This window comes from Streptomyces sp. NPDC058052 (assembly GCF_042885515.1).
Taxonomy (GTDB): Bacteria; Actinomycetota; Actinomycetes; order Streptomycetales; family Streptomycetaceae; genus Streptomyces.
The window spans coordinates 63,069-85,737 of sequence record NZ_JBHVRX010000006.1 but is presented as its reverse complement, the minus strand read 5'-3'; the positions used below and the strand labels follow the sequence as shown (position 1 = coordinate 85,737).

The following is a 22,669-nucleotide window of genomic DNA, read 5'->3' as shown; positions in this document are numbered from 1 at the left end:
GGTGGGGTGCCGGTCAGACGAGCGGCGCGAAGAAGAAGGTGTCGCGGCGGCCGAAGCGGCCGTCGGCGGCGAGCTGGAAGAAGTCGGCGAAGCGCAGGCCGACCGCGGTGCCGTCGTGCAGCTCGCCGTGGAACTCGCCGTGCACGGCGATGTCGGCGCCGTCGACGACGATCTTGGTGAGCGTGTGGCGTCCGGTGCGGATGACGCGGTCGCCGCCGTAGAAGCGGGTGAGGCCCTCGTGGCCGGCGAACGGCTCGTAGCCGGGGCGGTGGTAGACGGCGTCGGGCGTGAAGAGGCCCACGAGGCCGGGGACGTCGCCGGCGTCGACCAGGTCGTAGTAGCGGCGCACCTCGGCTTCGGTGGAGGCCGTCGTGGTGGCGGTGGTGGTGTCGGTCCGCATGGGGTTCTCCTGTCGCGGTGGAGGAACGGGGACGAGTGGGTCGGTGTCTCGGAGCGCCGGCGGGGTGAGCCGGTCGATCAGTACGGAGGCCAGGCGCGCGAGCGGTTCCGGCCGGGTCATGTCGCCGTGGGTGCAGGGGACGTCGTGGACGTCGAGCCGGCCGGCGACGTACGGCCGCCAGTCCTCCGGGCGGGGCCGGTGGCCGGTCCGGCCCTCGGTGGCGGCGAAGAGGAGCAGGTCGCCGTCGAAGCGTTCGGGGACGAAGTCGTGGCGCATCCGGACGTTCGCGGAGAAGACGTCGGCGAGGGCGGCGAGTTCGGGGCCGTCGAAGGGGGCGAGCGGGCCGCCGTCGGCGCGTACGGCCTCCTCGAAGCGGGCGAAGGTCAGCGGCTCGTCCGGGACCGGGAGGCCCAGGGAGGCCAGCAGGGCGGCGAGGGTCGTCGGGCAGGAGGCGGGCGGCGGGCCGCCGGCCCTCCAGGACGGGGGCGGGGTGGCGGCGGCGGGTCCGGCGTCCGGGGCGGTGCCGGTGCGGGTGCCGGTCTCGGCGGACTCCGGCGGGCGGTGCGGGTAGCCGTCCATGATCGCCAGCAGGGCCACCTCCTGTCCTTCGGCGCGGAGGCGGGTCGCCATCGCGTGGGCGACGAGCCCGCCGAAGGACCAGCCGAGGAGGTGGTACGGCCCTTCGGGCTGCACCGAGCGGAGCTGGGCGAGGTAGTCCTTCACCATCGCGTCGAGGCCGGCGGCCGGGAGGTCCGGCGGCGTCAGCCCGCGGGCCTGGAGGCCGTACACCGGCCGCTCGGGGCCGAGGTGGCGCAGCAGTCCCGCGTACACCCAGCTGATGCCGGCCGCGGGGTGGACGCAGAAGAGGGGCGGTGCCTGGGCGGTGCTGCCGCGCGGGCGCAGCGGCAGCGGGGAGGCGAGCGAGGTGTCGGTCCGGGTGGGGGGCGTGGGGCCGGCGCCGGCGATCCGGGCGGCGAGGCCGGCGACGGTGGGAGCCTCGAAGAGCGCCTGGATGCCGAGGTCGGCGCCGAGGGCGCGGCGGATGCCGGTGATGAGGCGGGTGGCGAGGAGGGAGTGGCCGCCGAGGTCGAAGAAGCCGTCGTCGACGCCGACCGTCTCCACGCCGAGGACCTCCGCGAAGAGTCCGCACAGCGTCGCCTCGCGGCTGTCCCTGGGGCCCCGTACGGGAGCGGTGTCCGCGCGGGTGGGCCGGGGCAGGCGGCGCCGGTCGAGCTTGCCGCTGGGGCTGAGGGGCAGGGCGTCGATCCGGACGAACAGGCTCGGCACCATGTGGGCCGGCAGGGCCCGGGCGACGTGGTCGCGCAGGGCGCCCGTGCCGTCGTCGCCGTCCGGGCCCGCCGGGGCGCCGTCGCCGACGACGTAGGCGACGAGGCGCTGGTCGCCGGGCCGGTCCTCGCGGACCACGACGGCCGCCTGGCGGACGCCCGGGTGCCGGGTCAGCTCGGCGGTGATCTCGCCGAGTTCGACGCGGAACCCGCGGATCTTGACCTGGTCGTCGGCGCGGCCGAGGAACTCCACGGCGCCGTCGGCGCGCCACCGGGCGAGGTCGCCGGTGCGGTACATGCGGCTGCCGGGCGGGCCGGAGGGGGCGGCGGTGAAGCGTTCCGCGGTGAGGCCGGGGCGGCCGAGGTAGCCGCGGGCGAGCTGGACGCCGGTCAGGTAGAGCTCGCCGGTCACCCCGGGCGGCACCGGGCGCAGCGCCGCGTCCAGGACGTGGACTCCGGTGTTCCACACGGGCCGGCCGATGGGCACCCCGGCGGCGGCCGCGGGCGATCCGGTCGCGGTGTCGGCGGGGTCGAAGCGGTGGCTGGTGACGTCGACGGCGGCCTCGGTGGGGCCGTAGAGGTTGTGCAGTTCGGCGTCGCTGACGGCGGCGAGGCGTTCGGCGAGGGCGGTGGGCAGGGCCTCGCCGCTGCAGAGGACGCGCCGCAGGGAGGGGCAGGGGGCGACGTCGGCGGCGAGGAAGGCCGCCAGCATCGAGGGCACGAAGTGGACCGTGGTGACGGAGTGGCGCCGGATCAGGGCGGCGAGGTGGTCGGGGTCCTTGTGTCCCTCGGGCCGGGCGACGACGAGGGTGGCGCCGGTGATCAGCGGCCAGAAGAACTCCCAGACGGAGACGTCGAAGCTGGACGGGGTCTTCTGCAGGACGCGCTCGCCGGGTGCGAGGCCGTAGGTGTGCTGCATCCAGGCGAGCCGGTTCACGATGGCGGCGTGGGTGACGACGACGCCCTTGGGCCGGCCGGTGGAGCCCGAGGTGTAGATGACGTAGGCGGGGTGTCCGGGCAGGGCGTCGGGGAGTGCGCGGACGGAGCCGGGGGCGGGCGTCGCTTCGAGCCGGGCGACGAGCTCGGGGGTGAGGACGAGGGCCGGGGCGGCGTCGTCGAGCATGTGGGCGACGCGGTCGCGCGGGTAGTCGGGGTCGATGGGCAGGTAGGCGGCGCCGGCCTTGTGGACGGCGTGGAGGGCGACCAGGAGTTCCGCCGAGCGGGGCAGGGCGACGGCGACGGTCCGTTCGGGTCCCGCGCCGTGGGCGACGAGGTGGCGGGCGAGGTGGTCGGCGCGGGCGTCGAGGCCGGCGTAGGAGATCCGTTCGTCCTCGAAGAGGACGGCGGTGGCGTCGGGTGTGCGGCGGGCCTGTGCGGCGAAGAGGCGGGGCAGGGTGGTGGCCGGGACGGGGGCGGAGGTGTCGTTCCAGCGGTGGTGGATCAGGTCGTGCTCGCCGTCGGTGAGGAGGTCGACGGCGCCGAGGGCGAGGTCGGGGTCGTGGGCGAGGGCGGTGAGGAGGACGGAGAGGCGCGCGGCGAGCCGTTCGACGGTGGCGTAGTCGAACAGGTCGGAGGCGTAGCCGAGCGTCCAGTCCAGGCCGGCCGGACGCCCCTCGGAGTCGTACCGCTCCTCGATGCCCACCGTCAGGTCGAACTTGGCCACCCAGGTGCCGACCGGGACCACCTCGGTGCGCAGGCCGCGCATGGCTTCGGCCTGGCCGGAGGCGGTGGGGTCCTTCTTCACCAGGAGGACCTGGAAGAGGGGGTGCCGGGCGAGGGACCGGGTCGGATTGAGCTCCTCCACCAGGCGTTCGAACGGCAGGTCCTGGTGGGCGAACGCCTCCAGATCCGCGTCCCTGACACGGCGGACCAGAGTGCGGAAGCTCGGGTCCCCCGAGGTGTCCGCGCGCAGCACGAGGGTGTTGACGAAGAAGCCGATGAGATCGTCGAGCGCCTCGTCGGTGCGGCCGGCCACGGGGGTGCCGAGGGGGATGTCGTGCCCGGCGCCGAGCCGGGTGAACAGCCCCGCCAGCGCTGCCTGGCAGACCATGAACACCGTCGCGCCCGACGCCCGGGCCAGCTCCACCACCCGGCCGTGGACCTCCGCGCCCAGGGCCAGCGGCACCGCGTCGCCCCGGTGGCTCGGCACCACCGGACGCGGCCGGTCGACCGGCAGCGCCAGCTCCTCCGGCAGGTCGGCCAGGGCCTGGCGCCAGTGGGTGAGCTGACGGGAGGCGACGCTCTCCGGGTCGTCCGCGCTGCCGAGGACCTCCTGCTGCCAGAGCGTGTAGTCGGCGTACTGCACCGGCAGTTCGGGGCGGACCGGTTCCCGGCCGGCCGAACGGGCGGTGTACCCGTCGGCGACCTCGCGGGCGAGGGCGCCCATGGACCAGCCGTCGCAGACGATGTGGTGCAGGACGAGCAGGAGGACGTGGTCGTCCTCGCCGACCGTGAACAGGGCCGCGCGCAGGGGCAGTCCGGTGGTCAGGTCGAACGGGCGGCGGGCCGACGCGCTGAGGTCGGCGGTCAGCCGTTCCTCGTCGGTGGTGGCGAACTCCCAGGGCACGTCGGCCTGTTCGGTCGGGACGACGTCCTGCCATGGGCCCGCGTCGGACTCGGGGAAGCGCGTGCGGAGCGCCTCGTGCCGGCGGACCGCGTCGCCGAGCGCCTCGCGCAGCGCGCGGCGGTCCAGGGGGCCGCGCAGCCGGAGGGCGAAGGGCACGTTGTACAGGGGGCTGTTCTCCACCCGGCTGAAGAACCAGAGGCGCTGCTGGGCGAAGGAGAGCGGGGGCGCCTCGGGGCGGGGCGCCGGGCGGAGGGCGTGCCGGGCCCGGGCGGCGGAGTCGAGGCGGTCGGCGAGGCCGGCGGGGGTCGGCGCCTGGAACAGGTCACGGACGGTCATCTCGACGCCGAGTGCGGCGCGGACGCGGGTGATCAGCCGGGCGGCGAGCAGGGAGTGGCCGCCGAGGTCGAAGAAGCCGTCGTCGGCGCCGACGTCCGCCAGGCCGAGGAGTTCGGCGAAGAGGCCGCAGAGGATCTCCTCGCGGGGGGTGCGCGGCGCGCGGTGGGCGGCGCCCGAAGCCATGTCGGGGACGGGCAGGGCGCGGCGGTCGAGCTTTCCGTTGGGCGTGAGCGGCAGGGCGTCCAGGACGGTGAACGCGGACGGCACCATGGCGTCGGGCAGTCGTGCGGCGAGGTGGGCGCGCAGGCCGGCCGGGGCCGTGCCGGGGCGGGCCGGGACGACGTAGGCGACGAGGCGCCGGTCTCCGGGGCGGTCCTCCCGGACCACCACCGCCGCCTGGCGGACGTCGGGGTGGGCGGTGAGGTGGGTCTCGATCTCGGCGGGCTCGACGCGGAAGCCGCGGACCTTGACCTGGTCGTCGGCGCGGCCGAGGTATTCGAGGACGCCGTCGGCCCGGCGGCGCACGAGGTCGCCGGTGCGGTAGGCGCGCTCGCCTGGAGCGCCGTACGGGTGGGCGACGAAACGCTCGGCGGTGGCCGCGGGGTGGTGCAGATAGCCGAGGGCGAGGCCGGTGCCGGACAGGTACAGCTCGCCGGGGACGCCGGGCGGCACCGGACGGAGTCGGTCGTCCAGCACGAGGGCGTGCTTGCCGTGGACGGGGGTCCCGACGGGGATCGGCGCGCCGGTCAGGTCGGCGGCGGTGATGGTGTGGGTGGTGGTGAAGCCCATGCTCTCGGCGGGTCCGTAGCCGTTGGTGACGCGGACCCGCGGGAAGCGGTCGAGGACCTGGGCGGCGTGGGCGGCGGAGGCGGCCTCGCCGCCGGTCAGGGCGGCGGTCAGGTCCCGGAACGCCTCGGGGTGCTCGTCGAGGAGGTGGTTGAAGAGACTGGCCGACGCCTTGAGGACGGTGACGCCGTGGCGGGCGACCAGGGCGGCCATGACGGCCGGCTCGGGGCGCTGTCCCGGCTGGAGCACCACCCGGCCGCCGTTGAGCAGCGGGCCGAGGAGTTCGGTGGCGAAGGCGTCCCAGGACATGGGCGCGCTCTGCAGCCAGGTCTCGCCGGCGCCGAACGGGGCGTACGTCTGGCCGGTGAGGGTGCCGGTGAGCGCCCGGTGCGGTGCCACCACGCCCTTGGGGACGCCGGTGGAGCCGGAGGTGAACATGACACAGGCGGGTGCCTCGGCGCTGTCGGGTCGGGCGAGGGGCCGGGGGGCGGGCGTGGGTCCGGCCTCCGGGTCCACCGGGTGGATCGGCGGGACGCCGGTGGCGGTGAGCCAGGCCGGTACGTCCGGGGCCGTGACGACGGCGGCGGCCCGGGTCCGCGCGAGGACGGCGGTGAGCCGCTCGGCGGGGAAGTCCGGGTCGAGCAGGGTGTAGGCGGCTCCGGCCTTGAGCACGGCGAGGAGGGCGCGGACGAGGTCGGGGCCGCGTTCCAGGTGGACGGCGACGATGTCCCCCGCGCGCACCCCGCCGGCGCGGAGGCGGTGGGCGAGGAGCGTGGCCCGGGTGTCGAGTTCCCGGTAGGTGACCGTCTCGTCCTCGAAGAGGAGGGCGGTCGCGTCGGGGGTGCGGGCCGCCTGCGCCTCGAAGAGGCGGTCGACGCGGCCGGGGGTCGTCGCGGGTGCGCGGTCGCCCGGTGCGGGGAGGGCCTGGCGGCGTTCCTCGTCGGTGAGGAGGTCGACGGTGCCGAGGGAGAGGTCGGGGTCGTGGGCGAGGGCGGTGAGGAGGACGGAGAGGCGCGCGGCGAGCCGTTCGACGGTGGCGTGGTCGAAGAGGTCGGAGGCGTAGCCGAGCGTCCAGTCCAGGCCGGCCGGACGCCCCTCGGAGTCGTACCGCTCCTCGATGCCCACCGTCAGGTCGAACTTGGCCGATCCGGTGCCGATGGGGAGGGTCGAGACGTCGAGGCCCGGCCAGGAGACCGTGCCGCCGCCGGGCCCGCTCGCGTCCTTCTGGACGAGCATCACCTGGAAGAGGGGGTGCCGGGCGAGGGACCGGGCCGGGTTGAGCTCCTCCACCAGGCGTTCGAACGGCAGGTCCTGGTGGGCGAACGCCTCCAGATCGGTGTCCCTGACGCGGCGGACCAGGGTGCGGAAGCTCGGGTCCCCGGACGTGTCCGCGCGCAGGACGAGGGTGTTGAGGAAGAAGCCGACGAGGTCGTCGAGCGCTTCGTCGGTGCGGCCGGCCACGGGGGTGCCGAGGGGGATGTCGTGCCCTGCGCCGAGCCGGGTGAACAGCCCCGCCAGCGCCGCCTGGCAGACCATGAACACCGTCGCGCCCGTCGCCCGGGCCAGCTCCACCACCCGGCCGTGGACCTCCGCGCCCAGGCTCAGCGGCACGGCGTCGCCCCGGTGGCTCGGCACCACCGGACGCGGCCGGTCGGCCGGCAGCGCCAGCTCCTCCGGCAGGTCGGCCAGGGCCTGGCGCCAGTGCCCGAGCTGGCGGGAGGCGACGCTCTCCGGGTCGTCGACGCTGCCGAGGACCTCCTGCTGCCAGAGCGTGTAGTCGGCGTACTGCACCGGCAGTTCGGGCCAGGCGGGTTCCCGGCCCTCGGCGCGGGCGGTGTAGGCCGCGGCGAGGTCGCGGACGAGGGGGCCGAGGGACCAGCCGTCGGCGGCGATGTGGTGGCAGACGAGGAGGAGGACGTGCTCGTCGTCGGCGACGGCGAACAGGGTGGCCCGGAGCGGGAGTTCGGCGGTCAGGTCGAAGACGTGCCGGGCCGCTTCGCCCAGTCCGGCGTCGATGCCGTCCGGTCCGGTGGCGACCGTCCGCCAGGCGACGTCCGCCTCCTCCGGCGGGACGATCTCCTGCCGGGGGCCGGTCCCGGTCTCCGGGAAGCGGGTGCGCAGGGCCTCGTGCCGGCCGAGCACGTCCGCCAGCGCCAGGCGCAGGGCGTGGGTGTCCAGGCCGCCGCGGAGGCGCAGCGCGAGGGGGATGTTGTAGCTGGGGTTCGGCTGGGTGCGGCTGAGGAACCACAGCCGCTGCTGGGCGTACGACAACGGGATCATGGCTTCTCCTCAGGAGCGGGACCGGCGCCGCAGGGCGGGCCTGGCCTTCTCGGCGCCGTCCAGGCGCTCGGCCAGGGCGGCCGGCGTGGGCGCTTCGAACACGGTCTTGATGGACAGTTCGGTGTCGCATACCGCGCGGACGCGGCTGATCAGGCGGGTGACGAGGAGGGAGTGGCCGCCGAGGTGGAAGAAGTCGTCGTCCACCCCGATGCGCGGGGCGCCGAGGACCTCGGCGAAGAGATCGCAGAGGAGCTTCTCCTGCGCGGTGCGCGGGGCCCGGCCGCCGGACGCCGGAGCGGTCGCGGGGGCGGGCAGGGCGCGGCGGTCGAGCTTGCCGTTGGGGGTGAGCGGGAGGGCGTCCAGGACGGTGAAGCCGCTCGGCCGGAGGTGTTCCGGGAGCCGGCCGGCCGCGTGGGACCGGACGTCGGCCAGGTCGAGCACGGTGCCGGGTTCGGCGACCAGGTAGGCGGCGAGGCGCTTGTCGCCGGGGCAGTCCTCCCGGACCACGACCGCCGCCTGGCGGACGCCCGGGTGCGTCATCAGGACGGCCTGGACCTCGCCGGGTTCGACCCGGAAGCCCCGGATCTTCACCTGGCCGTCGGCGCGCCCCAGGAACTCCAGGACGCCGTCGGCACGCCACCGCACCAGGTCGCCGGTGCGGTAGACCCGCTCGCCGGGAGCGCCGTACGGGTGGGCGACGAACCGTTCCGCCGTGAGGTCGGGCCGGCCGAGGTATCCGTGGGCCAGGCCCACGCCGGCCATGTACAGCTCGCCGGCCACACCGGTGGGCACGGGCCGGAGCCTGTCGTCGAGGACGTACACCCGCTTGTTCGCGACGGGCCGTCCGACAGGGACCGACGGGCCCGTGGTGTCGCGCTCCTCGATCGTGTGGCAGCAGGTGAAGATCATCGACTCGACGGGCGAGTACCCGTTGACCAGGCGCATCCCCGGGTACGCGGCGGACGCCCTGGCCATGTGGGCCACGGAGAGCGGTTCGCCGCCCGTCATCAGCTGGCGTACGCCGGCGAAGCAGCCCGGGTACTCGTCGAGCAGGAAGTTCAGGAGACTGGCCGAGACGTGGACGGTCGTGACGCCGTGGGCGGCGATCAGCCGGGCGATGAGCGACGGCTCGGGCTTGAGGCCGGGCTGGAGGACGCAGGTGCCGCCGTGCAGCAGCGGGCCGAAGACCTCCAGGGCGAAGGCGTCCCAGGACACCGGCGCGCACTGCAGCCACACCTGGTCCGGGCCGAAGGTCACGTAGTCCTGGCCGATCAGGGTGCCGGTGAGGGCCCGGTGGGGGGCCACCACGCCCTTCGGCAGGCCCGTGGAACCCGACGTGAACATCACGCACGCCGCGTCCTCGGGTCCCGCGACCCGGCCCGGGGGCGCTTCGTCCCGGCCGGCGATCTCCGCCGCCTCGGTGTCGAGGCGTACGAGGACGCCGGGCGCTCCGTCGACGCGGTCCGCGAGGGCGGCGGTCGTGACCACGGCCGTGACGCCGGCCAGGGACGCGACCTCCCGGAGGCGTTCCGCCGGGAAGCCGGGGTCCAGCAGGGTGTACGCGGCCCCCGCCTTCAGCACCGCGAGCACGGCCACGACCAGCCGGGGGTCGCGCTCCAGCAGCACGCCGACCGTGTCGCCGCGCCGCACTCCCCCGGCGGCGAGATGGCGCGCCAGCCGGTTGGCCTCCTGCTCCAGCCGTCCGTACGTCATCCGCTCGTCCCCGCAGACCAGCGCCGTCGCCCCGGGCGTCCGGGCGGCGCGCCGCCCGAACAGTTCGTGGACGGTCGCGTCGTGCGGGAAGGAGGCCGCCGTGGCGTTCCGCTCCTCCAGGAGCAGGCGCCGCTCCTCCGCCGTCAGGAGCTCCAGGTCGCCGAGGGGAACGTCCGGGCGGGCCGCGGCCGCCGTCAGGAGCCGCAGCAGGCGCTCCACCAGGGTCTCCGCGCCGGTCCGGTCGAAGAGGTCGACGGCGTATTCGAGGGTGCCGGCGATCCCGTCGGGGGTGCCGTCGCCGGTGTGGGTCTCCGTGAAGGCGGCGGTGAGGTCGAACTTGGCGGTGCCGTTGAGCACGGTCTCCATGCGGGCGGGTGCTCCGGGGAGGGAGCGGGCCGCCCCGGCGTTGTTCTGGAGGACGAGCATGACCTGGAAGAGCGGGTGCCGGGCGAGCGACCGCACCGGGTTCAGCTCCTCGACGAGGTGCTCGAAGGGCACGTCCTGGTGGGTGTAGGCGGCGAGGTCGGTCTCCCGCACCCGCCCGATCAGTTCCCGGAAGGTCGGGTCGCCGGAGGTGTCGGTCCGCAGGACCAGGGTGTTGACGAAGAAGCCGACCAGGTCGTCGAGCGCCGCGTCCGCGCGGCCCGCCACGGGCGTCCCCAAGGGGATGTCCGTGCCGGCCCCGAGGCGCGTCAGGAGCGCGGCCAGGCCCGCCTGGAGGACCATGAAGAGGGTGCCGCCGGAGGTGCGGGCGAGGCCGAGCAGGTCCTGGTGGAGCCGGGCGTCGAGGTGGACGGGGACGGTGTCGCCGCGGTGGGTGGCGACGGGGGGCCGGGGCCGGTCGGCGGGCAGGGCGAGGGTGTCGGGGACGCCGGCGAGCGCGGCCCTCCAGTGGGCGGTCTGCCGGGAGAGCAGGCTGTCCGGGTCGGTGGCCTCGCCGAGCAGGTCCCGCTGCCACAGCGTGTAGTCGGCGTACTGGACGGGCAGCGGGTCCCGGTCGGGCGCCCGTCCCCCGGAGCGGGCCGCGTACGCCTCGGTCAGGTCCCGGACCAGCGGGGCCATCGACCAGCCGTCGCAGGCGATGTGGTGCACCACCAGGAGGAGGACGGACTCCCCCGCGGCCACGTCGAACAGGTGGGCGCGCAGCGGGAGATCGGCGGCGAGGTCGAAGGGGCGGGCGGCGTCGGCGGAGAGCAGGGCGGGCAGGCCGGTCTCCTCGCCGGGGGCGACGGCCGTCGCGGCGAGCCCGGGCCGCGCCCGGTCGGGGGGCAGGATCCGCTGGTGGACCTCGCCGTGCTCCTCCCGGAAGACGGTGCGCAGGGCCTCGTGCCGGCGGACGACGTCGGCGAGCGCGGCGGCGAGGGCCGTCCGGTCCGGCGGGCCGTCGAGGCGCAGGGCGTGGGCGACGTTGTAGGCCGCGGAGCCCTCCTCGGCGCGGTCCAGGAACCAGAGGCGCCGCTGGGCGTGGGACAGCGGCAGGGCGTCGGGGCGTACGGCGGGGAGCAGGGCGGGCCGCGGCGGCGCGGCGCCGTCGAGGCGTTCGGCGAGGGCGGCCACGGTCGGGGCCTCGAAGAGGTCGCGGAGGGTGAGTTCGGCGCCGAGGGCGGCGCGGATGCGGACGGCGAGCCGGGCGGCGAGGAGGGAGTGGCCGCCCCGGGCGAAGAAGTCGTCGTCGATGCCGGCGCCGGTGAGGCCGAGGAGTTCGGCGAAGAGGCCGCAGAGGATCTCCTCGCGGGGCGTGCGCGGCGCGCGGTGGGCGGCGCCGGAGGTGAAGTCGGGTGCGGGCAGGGCGCGGCGGTCGAGCTTGCCGTTGGGGGTGAGCGGCAGGGCGTCCAGGGGGACGATCGCGGACGGCACCATGTGGGAGGGCAGGGCGCGGGCCAGGTGGGCGCGGAGTCCGGCCGGGTCGGCGCCGCCGACGACGTAGGCGACGATGTGCCGGTCTCCGGGGCGGTCCTCGCGGACGACGACGGCCGTGTGGGTGACACCGGGGTGGCGGCCGGCGACCGCCTCGATCTCGCCGGGTTCGACGCGGAAACCGCGGACCTTGACCTGGCCGTCGGCGCGTCCGGCGACCTCCAGCGCGCCGTCGGTCCGCCACCGGGCGAGGTCGCCGGTGCGGTACATGCGGGCGCCGCGCGGGCCGTGCGGGTGGGCGACGAACCGTTCGGCGGTGAGGGACGGGCGGTGGCGGTAGCCGTGGGCGAGGCCGTCGCCGGAGACGTACAGCTCGCCGGTGACGCCGGCGGGGACGGGCCGGAGGCGTGCGTCGAGGACGTACACCTGGGTGTGGGCGAGGGGGCGGCCGACGGGGACGGCGGCGCGTTCCGTGTCGGCGGCCGTGACGGGGTGGCAGTTGGTGAAGACCATCGACTCGACGGGGCCGTAGCCGTGGACGAGCCTCAGGTGGGGGAAGTCCCCGCGGACGCGCAGGAGATGGGCGAGGGAGGGCGCCTCGCCGCCGGTCATGACCTGGCGGAGGGTGCCGAAGACCTCCGGGCGGGTGTCGGCGATGACGGCGAAGAGACCGGCGGAGAGCCAGACGGTGGTGACGGCGTGCTCGGCGACGAGGTCGGCGATCACCGCGGGGTCGGGGCTCTGGCCGGGGGCGAGGACGCAGGTGCCGCCGTGCAGCAGGGCGGGCCACAGCTCCAGGGTGAGGCCGTCCCAGGACACGGGGGCGCACTGGAGGTGGACCTGGTCGGGTCCGAAGGCGATGTAGTCCTGGCCGAAGAAGGTGCGGACGGTGGCGCGGTGCGGGGAGGCGACGCCCTTGGGGCGGCCGGTGGAGCCGGAGGTGAAGAGGACGCAGGCGAGGTCGTCGGCGAGGACCCGCACGCCGGGGGCGGTGGCGGGCCGGCCGTCGACGAGGGCGCGGTCGGCGGGCGTGTCGACGCGGACGAGGGTGAGGTCCTCGGGCAGCAGGGCGGAGAGGCGGTCGTGGGTGATGGCGGTGCGGACGCCGGCTTCGGCGGCGAGGGCGCGGAGCCGGTCCGCGGGGTGGTCCGGGTCCAGGGGTACGTAGGCGGCGCCGCACTTGAGGGCGGCGAGGATGCCGGTGACGAGGTCGGGGCCGCGGGCGACGAGGACGCCGACGACGTCGCCGCGGGTGACGCCGAGGGCGATGAGGTGGTGGGCGAGGCGGTTGGCGCGGGCGTCGAGCTCGCCGTAGGCGATCCGTTCGTCCCCGGCGATCAGGGCGGTGGCGTGCGGGGTGCGGGCGGCCTGCTCGGCGAACAGCTCGTGCAGGCAGCGGTCGTGCGGGTAGGGGACGGCGGTGTCGTTCCAGGTGGTGAGGGTGGTGCGGCGCTCGTCCTCGGAGAGGAGGTCGAGGTCGCCGAGGGGACGGTCGGGGTCGGCGACGGCCGCGCGCAGCAGGCGCTCCAGGCGGGTGAGGAGGGTGCGCGCGGTGCCGGGGTCGAAGAGGTCGGTGGCGAATTCGAGGCCGCCGTCGAGGCCGGCGGGGGCTCCGGCGGCGTCCTGGGTCTCGGTGAGGGCGAGGGACAGGTCGAACTTGGCGGAGGTGTTGGTGACGGGCTCGGGGCGGGCGGTGGCGTCGCCGAGCCGTACGTCGGACTCCCCGGTGTTCTGGAGGACGAGCAGGACCTGGAAGAGCGGGTGCCGGGCGAGCGAGCGGACCGGGTTCACCTCCTCGACCAGCCGCTCGAACGGCACGTCCTGGTGGGCGTAGGCGGCGAGGTCGGTCTCGCGGACCCGGGCGACGAGTTCGCGGAAGGTCGGGTCGCCGGAGGTGTCGGTGCGCAGGACCAGGGTGTTGACGAAGAAGCCGACCAGGTCGTCGAGGGCTTCGTCGGTGCGGCCGGCGACGGCGGTGCCGAGCGGGATGTCGGTGCCGGCGCCGAGCCGGGTCAGCAGGGCGGCCAGACCGGCCTGCACCACCATGAAGAGGGTGGCGTGGGACTCCCGGGCCAGGTCGCGCAGCCCCTGGTGGAGCCCGGGTCCGAACCGTACGGGCAGGACGGCGCCGTCGCCGCGGGTGTCGCCGGGGCGGGGCCGGTCGGTGGGCAGGGGCAGTTCGTCGGGCAGCTCGGCGAGGGCGCCGCGCCAGTGGTCGAGCTGGCGGGCGAGGAGGCTGTCGGGGTCGGTGGCGTCGCCGAGGAGGTCGCGCTGCCAGAGGGTGTAGTCGGCGTACTGGACCGGGAGCGGGGTCCACGCGGGTGCGGCGCCGGTCGCGCGGGCGGCGTAGGCGGTGGCCAGGTCGCGCAGGAGCGGGTTCATGGACCAGCCGTCGGCGGCGATGTGGTGCATCACCAGGAGCAGGACGTGGTCGCCGGTGCCGGCCGCGAGGAGGTGGGCCCTGAGGGGGAGTTCGCCTGCCAGGTCGAAGCGGTGGGAGGCGGCGGCCCGGACGGCCGCGTCGAGCTCCTCGGGGGTGTGGGGGCGGTCGGCGACGGCCAGGGCCGGGCGGGCGTCGCCGGCCGGGACGACGGACTGGCGGGGCAGGCCGTCGACGGCCGGGAAGCGGGTGCGCAGGGGCTCGTGGCGGCCGGCGAGGTCGGTGAGCGCGGCCCGCAGGACGTCCGGGTCGACGGTGCCGCTCAGCCGGGCGGCGAAGGTGAGGTTGTAGGCGGTGCCGCCGGTGTCGCCGCGGGCCGTGTCGAGGAACCAGAGGCGCTGCTGGGCGTAGGAGAGCGGCAGGTCCTCGGGGCGTTCGGCGGGGCGCAGGGCCGGGCGGGCCCTGCCGGCGCCGTCGAGGCGGCGGGCGAGCGCGGCGACGGTGGGTGCCTGGAAGAGGTCCCGGATACCGGCCTCGACGCCGAGGGCGGTGCGGATGCGGCCGATGAGCCGGGCGGCGAGGAGGGAGTGGCCGCCGAGGTGGAAGAAGTCGTCGTCCACGCCGATGTGCGGGGCGCCGAGGACGGCGGCGAAGAGGCCGCAGAGGACCTCCTCGCGCGGGGTGCGCGGGGCGCGGCCGCCGGCCGCCGGGGCGGGCTCGGGGGCGGGCAGGGCCTGGCGGTCGAGCTTGCCGTTGGGGGTGAGCGGGAGGGCGTCGAGGACGACGGCGGCGGAGGGGACGAGGTGTTCGGGGAGCAGGCCGGCCACGTGGGCGCGCAGCTCGTCGGGGGTCGCGGCACCCGTGCCGTGGAGGACGGCGTAGGCGACGAGCCGCTTGTCCCCCGGGCGGTCCTCGCGGACGACCACGGCCGCCTGGCGGACGCCCGGGTGGCTCATGAGCGCGGCCTGGACCTCGCCGGGTTCGACCCGGAAGCCCCGGATCTTCACCTGGCCGTCGGCGCGGCCCAGGAACTCCAGGACGCCGTCGGCCCGCCACCGCACGAGGTCGCCCGTGCGGTAGACCCGCTCGCCGGGAGCGCCGTACGGGTGGGCGACGAACCGTTCCGCCGTGAGGTCGGGCCGGCCCACGTAGCCGCGGGCCAGGCCCACGCCGGCCATGTACAACTCGCCGGCCACACCGGTGGGCACGGGCCGGAGCCTGTCGTCGAGGACGTACACCCGCTTGTCCGCCACGGGGCGGCCGACCGGGATCGACGGGCCCGTGGTGTCGCGCTCCTCGATCGTGTGGCAGCAGGTGAAGATCATCGACTCGACGGGCGAGTACCCGTTGACCAGCCGCGTCCCCGGGTACTCCGCGAGGGCCTTGGCCACGTGCGGCACCGACAGCGGCTCGCCGCCCGTCATCAGCTGGCGTACCCCGGCGAAGCACCCCGGGTACTCGTCGAGCAGGAAGTTCAGCAGGCTCGCCGAGACGTGGACGGTCGTGACGCCGTGGGCGGCGATCAGCCGGGCGACGGCGGCGGGTTCGGGCCGCAGGCCGGGCTGGAGGACGCACGCGCCGCCGTGCAGCAGCGCGCCGAACAGCTCCAGGGCGAAGGCGTCCCAGGACACCGGCGCGCACTGCAGCCACACCTCGTCAGGACCGAACGACACGAAGTCCTGGCCGGTCAGCGTCCCGGTCATCGCCCGGTGCGGCGCCACCACACCCTTCGGCACGCCCGTCGAACCCGACGTGAACATCACGCACACCACGTCGTCCGGCCCCGCGATCCGGCCCAGGTCCGAGGCGTCCAGGGCGGCGACCGCGGCCGCCTCGATGTCCAGGCGTACGAAGGTGGCGGCACCGTCCCGCCAGCCGTCGGCGGGCTCTCCGGAGGTGACGATCAGCCGGGCGCCGGCCGTGTCGGCGACGGCGCGCAGGCGTTCCACCGGGAACTCCGCGTCCAGGAGGGTGTATCCGGCGCCGGCCTTGAGGACGGCGAGGACGGCGACGACGAGGTCGTGGTCCCGGTCCAGGAGGACGGCGACGGTGTCGCCGCGGCGCACGCCGCGGTCGCGGAGGTGGCGGGCGAGCCGGTTGGCGGAGGCGTTGAGCTCCGCGTAGCCGATCGTGCGGTCCGGGAGGACGAGGGCGGTGGCGTCGGGGGTGCGGGCGGCCTGCCGCTCGAAGAGCTCGTGGACGCACGCGGGGGCCGGGGCGCCGGCGGTGGTGGTGGCGGTCGCGTTCCAGGTGTCGAGGAGGGTCGTGCGCTCCTCGGCGGCGAGGACGTCGAGGTCGCCGATGCGGCGGTCCGGGTCGGCCGCGGCGGCCGTGAGGAGGCGGACCAGGCGCGCCGCGAGCGACGCGGCGGTGGCGCGGTCGAAGAGGTCGGTGGCGTACTCCAGGAAGCCGGAGAGGCCGGCGGGGGCGCCGTCCCGGGTGCGGTGCTGTTCGGCGACGACGGTGAGGTCGAACTTGGCGCTGTGGCGCTCGGGGTGTTCGACGCGCACCTCGCAGCCCGGCAGCGACGGGACCGGAGGGGCGTCCTGGAGGGCGAGCATGACCTGGAAGAGCGGGTGCCGGGCGAGCGAGCGGACCGGGTTCACCTCCTCGACCAGCCGCTCGAACGGCACGTCCTGGTGGGCGTAGGCGGCGAGGTCGGTCTCGCGGACCCGGGCGAGGAGTTCCCGGAAGGTCGGGTCGCCGGAGGTGTCGGTGCGCAGGACCAGGGTGTTGACGAAGAAGCCGACGAGATCGTCCAGGGCCTCGTCCGGCCGGCCGGCGACCGGGGTGCCGAGCGGGATGTCGGTGCCGGCGCCGAGCCGGGTCAGCAGGGCGGCCAGACCGGCCTGCACCACCATGAAGAGCGTGCACCCGTCACGGCGGGCGAGGTCCAGCAGGCGTCCGTGTAGCCCGGCGTCGAGGGCGAGGGGCACGCTGTCGCCGCGGTGGCTCGCGACGGCCGGGCGCGGCCGGTCGGCGGGGAGGGCGATCTGGTCGGGGGCGCCGGCGAGGGCCGCCCTCCAGTGGTCCAGCTGCCGGCGGGCCGGGCTCTGCGGGTCGTCCTCGTCCCCGAGGAGCGCGCGCTGCCAGAGGGTGTAGTCGGCGTACTGGACGGGCAGCGGCGTCCACTCCGGCACGCGTCCGTCCCGGCGGGCCGCGTAGGCCGTGGCGAGGTCCCGGGTGAGCGGGGCGAGGGACCAGCCGTCGGCGGCGATGTGGTGGCAGACGAGCAGGAGGACGTGGTCGTCGTCGGCGACGGTCAGCAGGGTGGCGCGCAGCGGGGGCTCGGAGGCCAGGTCGAAGCGGTGGACGGAGGCGTCGTGGAGGGCGCGGGGCAGGTCCTCCGCGGTGCACGGGGCCGTGTGCCACCCGGCCGGGCCTCCGCCCGGCGCGCCGGCGGCGGAGTCGAGGACGTGCTGGCGGGGCTCGCCGTCCGTGGTGGGGAAGACCGTGCGCAGGGCCTCGTGGCGGCCCGTCACGTCGTCCACGGCACGGCGCAGGGCGTCGGCGTCGACGGGGCCGCGGAGGCGGAGTGCGAGCGGCACGTGGTACGAGGCGCTGGGCTCCTCGGCCTGGTCGAGGAACCAGAGCCGCTGCTGGGCGGCGGAGAGCGGGACGACTTCGGGGCGCGGGGCCGGGACGAGAGCCGGGCGGGGGGCGGCTCCGGCGTCCGGGCCGGCTCCGTCGAGGTGGCGGGCGAGCGCGGCCGGGGTGGGGTGGTGGAACAGGTCGCCGATGCCGAGGTGGGCGCCGAGGGCGGTGCGGAGGCGGCTGATCAGCCGGGCGGCGAGGAGCGAGTGGCCGCCGAGGTCGAAGAAGCCGTCGTGCACACCGACCCGCTCGACGCCGAGGACGTCGGCGAAGAGGCCGCACAGCGCCTCCTCGCGCGGGGTGCGCGGGGCGCGGCCGCCCGACGGCGCGGTGGGCCCGGGTGCGGGCAGGGCCTGGCGGTCGAGCTTGCCGTTGGGGGTGAGCGGCAGGGCGTCCAGGACCGTGAGGGCGGCGGGGCGCAGGTGCTCGGGCAGGCGGGCGGCGGTGTGGGCGCGGACCTCGGCGGGGTCGAGCACGGTGCCGGGTTCGGCGACCAGGTAGGCGGCGAGGCGCTTGTCGCCGGGGCGGTCCTCCCGGACGACGACCGCCGCCTGGCGGACGGCCGGGTGCGTCATCAGGACGGCCTGGATCTCGGCGGGCTCGACGCGGAAGCCGCGGATCTTCACCTGGCCGTCGGCGCGCCCGACGTACTCCAGGACGCCGTCGGCGCGGCGGCGCACCAGGTCGCCGGTGCGGTAGACGCGCTCGCCGGGAGCGCCGTACGGGTGGGCGACGAACCGCTCGGCCGTCAGGCCCGGCTGGCCCAGGTATCCGTGGGCGAGTCCCGCCCCGGTGAGGTAGAGCTCCCCGACGACGCCGAGCGGGACGGGGCGCAGTCGCTCGTCGAGGGCGTACATCCGCTCGTGGGCGATCGGCCGGCCGATCGGGATCGCGGGGCGGCGGGTGTCGTCCTCGGTGACGCGGTGGGTGGAGACGAAGATCATCGCCTCGACGGGTCCGTAGCCGTTGACGAGCCGCATCCCCGGGTACTCGGCGAGCGCCTTCGCCGCGTGGGCGGGCGAGGCGGCCTCGCCGCCGCCGATGACCTGGCGCATCCCGGTGAAGCAGCCCGGGTACTCGTCGAGCAGGAAGTTGAGCAGGCTCGCCGACAGGTAGGCGGAGGTGACCCGGTGGCGGGCGATCAGTTCGGCGATGAGCGCCGGCTCCGGCTTGCCGCCGGGCTGGAGGACGCAGGTGCCGCCGTGGAGCAGCGGGCCGAAGACCTCCAGGGCGAAGGCGTCCCAGGACATCGGGGCGGACTGCAGCCACACCTGGTCCGGGCCGAAGGCGACGAAGTCCTGGCCGGTCAGGGTGCCGGTGAGGGCCCGGTGGGGAGCGACGACGCCCTTCGGCACGCCGGTGGAGCCCGAGGTGAACATCACGCACGCCGCGTCCTCGGCCCCCGCCGCGCACACGGGCGGCGTGTCCGGGAGGGCGGCGATCCGTGCCGCGTCCGGTTCCGCGTCCAGCCGCACCAGGCCGGTGTCCGGGGCGAGTCCGTCGCCGAGTCCGCCGGCGGTGACGACCCGCGCGAGGCCCGCGCGGGCGACGACGTCGCGCAGCCGGTCGACGGGGAACGCCGGGTCGAGGAGGGTGTACGCGCCGCCCGCCTTCAGCACCGCCAGCAGGGCCACGATCAGCCGCGGCTCGCGTTCCAGGAGCACGCCGACCGTGTCTCCGCGGCGTACGCCGAGGTCGGTCAGGTGCCGCGCCAGACGGTTGGCCCGCCGCTCCAGCGCGCCGTAGCTCAGCCGCTCGTCGCCGTGGACGAGGGCCGTCGCGTCCGCCGAGAGACGTGCCTGGCGCGCGAACAGCTCGTGGACGGGCACCTCGTACGCGGCCGCGCCGGCGGGGGCGGGGGTCTCCTCCCCCAGCAGCAGCCGCCGTTCGCCGGCCGCCAGGACGTCCAGGTCGCCGATCGGGGTGTCCGGCCGGGCGGCGGCCGCCTCCAGCAGCCGCACCAGGCGGGCCACGAGCGTCTCGGCGCTGCCCCGGTCGAAGAGGTCCACGGCGTACTGGGCCGTGCCGCGGACCCCGGTGGGGCGGCCGGCGTCGTCGTAGCCCTCGGTGACGTCGAAGGTCAGGTCGAACTTGGCGACGTCGAGGGTGAGGACGGACTGCTCGACGTGCTCGACGCCGGGCAGCCGCGGCGTGGCGACCGCGTTGTTCTGGAGGACGAGCATCACCTGGAAGAGCGGGTGCCGGGCCGCCGCGCGGACCGGGTTCAGCTCCTCGACGACCCGGTCGAACGGCACGTCCTGGTGGGCGTAGGCGGCGAGGTCGGTCTCCCGGACGCGGGCGACGAGCTCGGCGAAGGTGGGGTCGCCGGAGGTGTCGGTGCGCAGGACGAGGGTGTTCGCGAAGAAGCCGACGAGGTCGTCCAGGGTCTCGTCCGGCCGTCCGGCGACCGGGGTGCCCAGCGGGATGTCGGTGCCGGCGCCGAGCCGCGTCAGCAGGGCGGCGAGGCCCGCCTGCACCACCATGAACAGCGTGGAGTCGCTGCGGCGGGCGAGGTCGAGGAGGCGCGCGTGCAGTCCGGCGGGGAGGTCGACGGGGACGACGCCGCCGCGGTGCGAGGGCCGGTGCGGGCGGGGGCGGTCGGTGGGGAGCGCCGTCTCGTCGCCGAGCCCCGCCAGGGCCTGGCGCCAGTGCGCGAGGTGCCGGGAGAGCGTGCTCTCCGGGTCGGCCGGGTCGCCGAGGAGGTCGCGCTGCCACAGGGTGTAGTCGGCGTACTGGACGGGCAGCGGCGCCCATCGCGGCGCGGCTCCCCCGGCGCGGGCCGCGTACGCCTCCGCCAGGTCGCGGACCAGCGGCGCCAGGGACCAGCCGTCGCAGGCGATGTGGTGCACCACGAGGAGGAGGACGTGTTCGCCCTCTCCCGCGTCGAAGAGGTGGGCGCGGAGGGGGAGTTCGCGGGCGAGGTCGAAGCCCTGCCGGGCGGCGGCGTCGAGGGCCCCGGGCAGCCCGGTCGCGCCGGGTGCGGTGTGGGTCCACGGCACCGTGGCGTCCTCGGGCGCCCGCACCTCCTGGCGGGGGCGGCCGTCGGTCGCGGGGTGGACCGTGCGCAGGGCTTCGTGGCGGTCCACGACGTCGGCGACGGCCCGGCGCAGGGCGCCGGCGTCGAGCGTGCCGCGCAGCCGGAGGGCGATCGGGACGTTGTACGTGGCGCCGCCCGCATCGGCCGGGCCGGCGGTGTCGCCGCTCGCCTCCGACGGGCGGTCGGTGTCGGCCCCCGCACGGGCCGGGCGGGCGCCGTCCTCCTCGGTCCGGTCGAGGAACCAGATGCGCTGCTGGGCGTGGGAGAGCGGGAGTTCGGCGGGCCGGGCGACGGGGCGCGGGGCGGGCGGGGCCTGCCCCGCGCCGTCGAGGGCGCGGGCGAGGGCGGCGGGGGTCGGGTCCCGGAACAGTTCGCGGATGCCGATCTCGGCGCCGAAGGCGCGGCGGACGCGGCTGATCAGACGGGCGGCGAGCAGGGAGTGGCCGCCGAGCAGCAGGAAGCTCTCCTCCGGGCCGACCTCGTCGAGTCCGAGGACGTCGGCGAAGAGCTCGCAGAGGGTGCGCTCGGCGGGGGTGGCGGGAGCGCGGCCCGCGGGCGCGCTGCGGATCTCCGGGGCGGGCAGCGCCTTGCGGTCGAGCTTGCCGTTGGAGGTGAGCGGCAGGGCGTCGAGGACGACGACGGCGGAGGGGACCAGGTGCTCGGGGAGCAGGCCGGCCGTGTGGGCGCGCAGCTCCTCCGCGGTCGCGGCGCCAGGGGCGTCGAGGACGGCGTAGGCGACCAGGTGCTTGGCGCCCGGGCGGTCCTCGCGGACGACGACCGCGGCCTGCCGGACGGCGTGGTGCCGCGTCAGGACGGCCTGGACCTCGCCGGGCTCGACCCGGAAGCCCCGGATCTTCACCTGGCCGTCGGCGCGCCCGATGAACTCGACGACGCCGTCGGGCCGCATGCGGACGAGGTCACCGGTGCGGTAGAGGCGTTCGCCGGGAGCGCCGTGCGGGTGGGCGACGAAGCGTTCGGCGGTCGCTCCGGGCCGGCCGGCGTAGCCGCGGGCCAGGCCGACGCCGGCCATGTACAGCTCGCCCTCGGCGCCGGGCGGGAGGCGCCGGAGGCGGGCGTCGAGGACGTGGACCTGCTTGTGGGTGAGGACCGAGCCGACGGGTACGGCGGAGTGCCCGGTGTCCTCGGGGGTGACGGTGTGGCAGCAGGTGAAGATCATCGATTCGACGGGCGAGTAGCCGTTGACCAGGCGCATCCCCGGGTACGAGGCGAGGGCCCGGGCGACGTGCGCGACGGAGAGCGGCTCCCCGCCCGTCATCAGCTGGCGTACACCGGCGAAGCACCCCGGGTACTCGTCCAGGAGGAAGTCGAAGAGGCTCGCCGAGACGTGGACGGTGGTGACGCCGTGGTCCGCGATCAGCCGGGCGATGACGGCGGGTTCCGGCCGGACTCCGGGCTGGAGGACGCACGCGCCGCCGTGCAGGAGCGCGCCGAACAGTTCCAGGGCGAAGGCGTCCCAGGACACCGGCGCGCACTGCAGCCACACCTCGTCAGGACCGAACGACACGAAGTCCTGGCCGGTCAGCGTCCCGGTCATCGCCCGGTGCGGCGCCACCACACCCTTCGGCACGCCCGTCGAACCCGACGTGAACATCACGCACACCACGTCCTCGGGGCCCGCGATCCGGCCCGGGTCCGAGGCGTCCAGGGCGGCGACCGCGGCCGCCTCGGTGTCGACGGGGACGGGGAGCACCGGCGTGCCGTCCCAGTGGCCGGCGAACCGGCCGAGGGTGACGACGCGGGTGACGCCGGCGAGGGAGGCGATGTCGCGGATCCGCCCGGCGGGCAGACCGGGGTCGAGGAGGGTGTAGCCGGCGCCGGCCTTGAGGACGGCCAGGACGGACACGACCAGCTCCGTGTCCCGCTCCAGGAGCACCCCGACGGTGTCGCCGCGGCGCACCCCCCGCGCGGTGAGGTGGCGGGCGAGCCGGTTGGCCCGGGCGTTCAGCTCGCCGTACGTGGTGCCCCGTCCCTCGAAGACCACGGCGGTGGCATCGGGGGTCCGGGCCGCCTGCTCCTCGAAGACCTCGTGGACGCAGTCCAAGGACACCTTCATCATCTCCATCACTCGGCGCCCGGTCGGGGCGTGGGGTGCGATCGCGGGTGGGGCGTGGGTCGGCCGGCCGGTCCTTCTCGTCCGGTGCGCCGGTGCGCGCCGGCCGCCCGGAGGGGCCGTCAGCCGGCGGCGGTCTCGGCGATCAGTCCGGCGGGGCGCATGTCGGTCCAGTGGGCGTCGACGTAGTCGAGGCAGCTCTGCCGGGAGGCGGCTCCGTGGGCGGTGTTCCACCCCTCGGGGACCTCGATGTCGGCGGGCCACAGCGAGTGCTGGTTCTCGTGGTTGACAAGGACCAGGTACGTGCCGTCCGCGTTCTCGAAAGGATTGGTGCTCATGCAGAATTCTCCTTTTCGTGCGTCG

General features: G+C 76.1%; 3 protein-coding genes. All 3 read right to left on the bottom strand.

Features of this window, described 5'->3' with window-relative positions; all coding sequences use genetic code 11:
* Positions 1-13: 13 nt before the first annotated feature.
* On the bottom strand, positions 14-7,654 hold the full coding sequence (locus ACFVU3_RS10915) for an amino acid adenylation domain-containing protein (RefSeq protein ID WP_390065542.1): 7,641 nt from the start codon (positions 7,652-7,654) through the stop codon (positions 14-16).
* 9 nt (positions 7,655-7,663) lie between these two features.
* Positions 7,664-22,303 carry an amino acid adenylation domain-containing protein gene (locus ACFVU3_RS10910; RefSeq protein ID WP_390065541.1) on the bottom strand — a complete coding sequence of 4,880 codons (14,640 nt, stop codon included), beginning with the start codon at positions 22,301-22,303 and terminating at the stop codon, positions 7,664-7,666.
* A gap of 125 nt (positions 22,304-22,428) precedes the next feature.
* Complete coding sequence (locus tag ACFVU3_RS10905) at positions 22,429-22,644, bottom strand: MbtH family protein (protein WP_390065540.1); 216 nt, start codon at positions 22,642-22,644, stop codon at positions 22,429-22,431.
* Positions 22,645-22,669: the final 25 nt, after the last annotated feature.

Coding starts and splice junctions, on each gene's coding strand:
- ACFVU3_RS10915 (WP_390065542.1), bottom strand. CDS start 7,654: ATGATCCCGTTGTCGTACGCCCAGCAGCGGCTGTGGTTCCTCAGCCGC.
- ACFVU3_RS10905 (WP_390065540.1), bottom strand. CDS start 22,644: ATGAGCACCAATCCTTTCGAGAACGCGGACGGCACGTACCTGGTCCTT.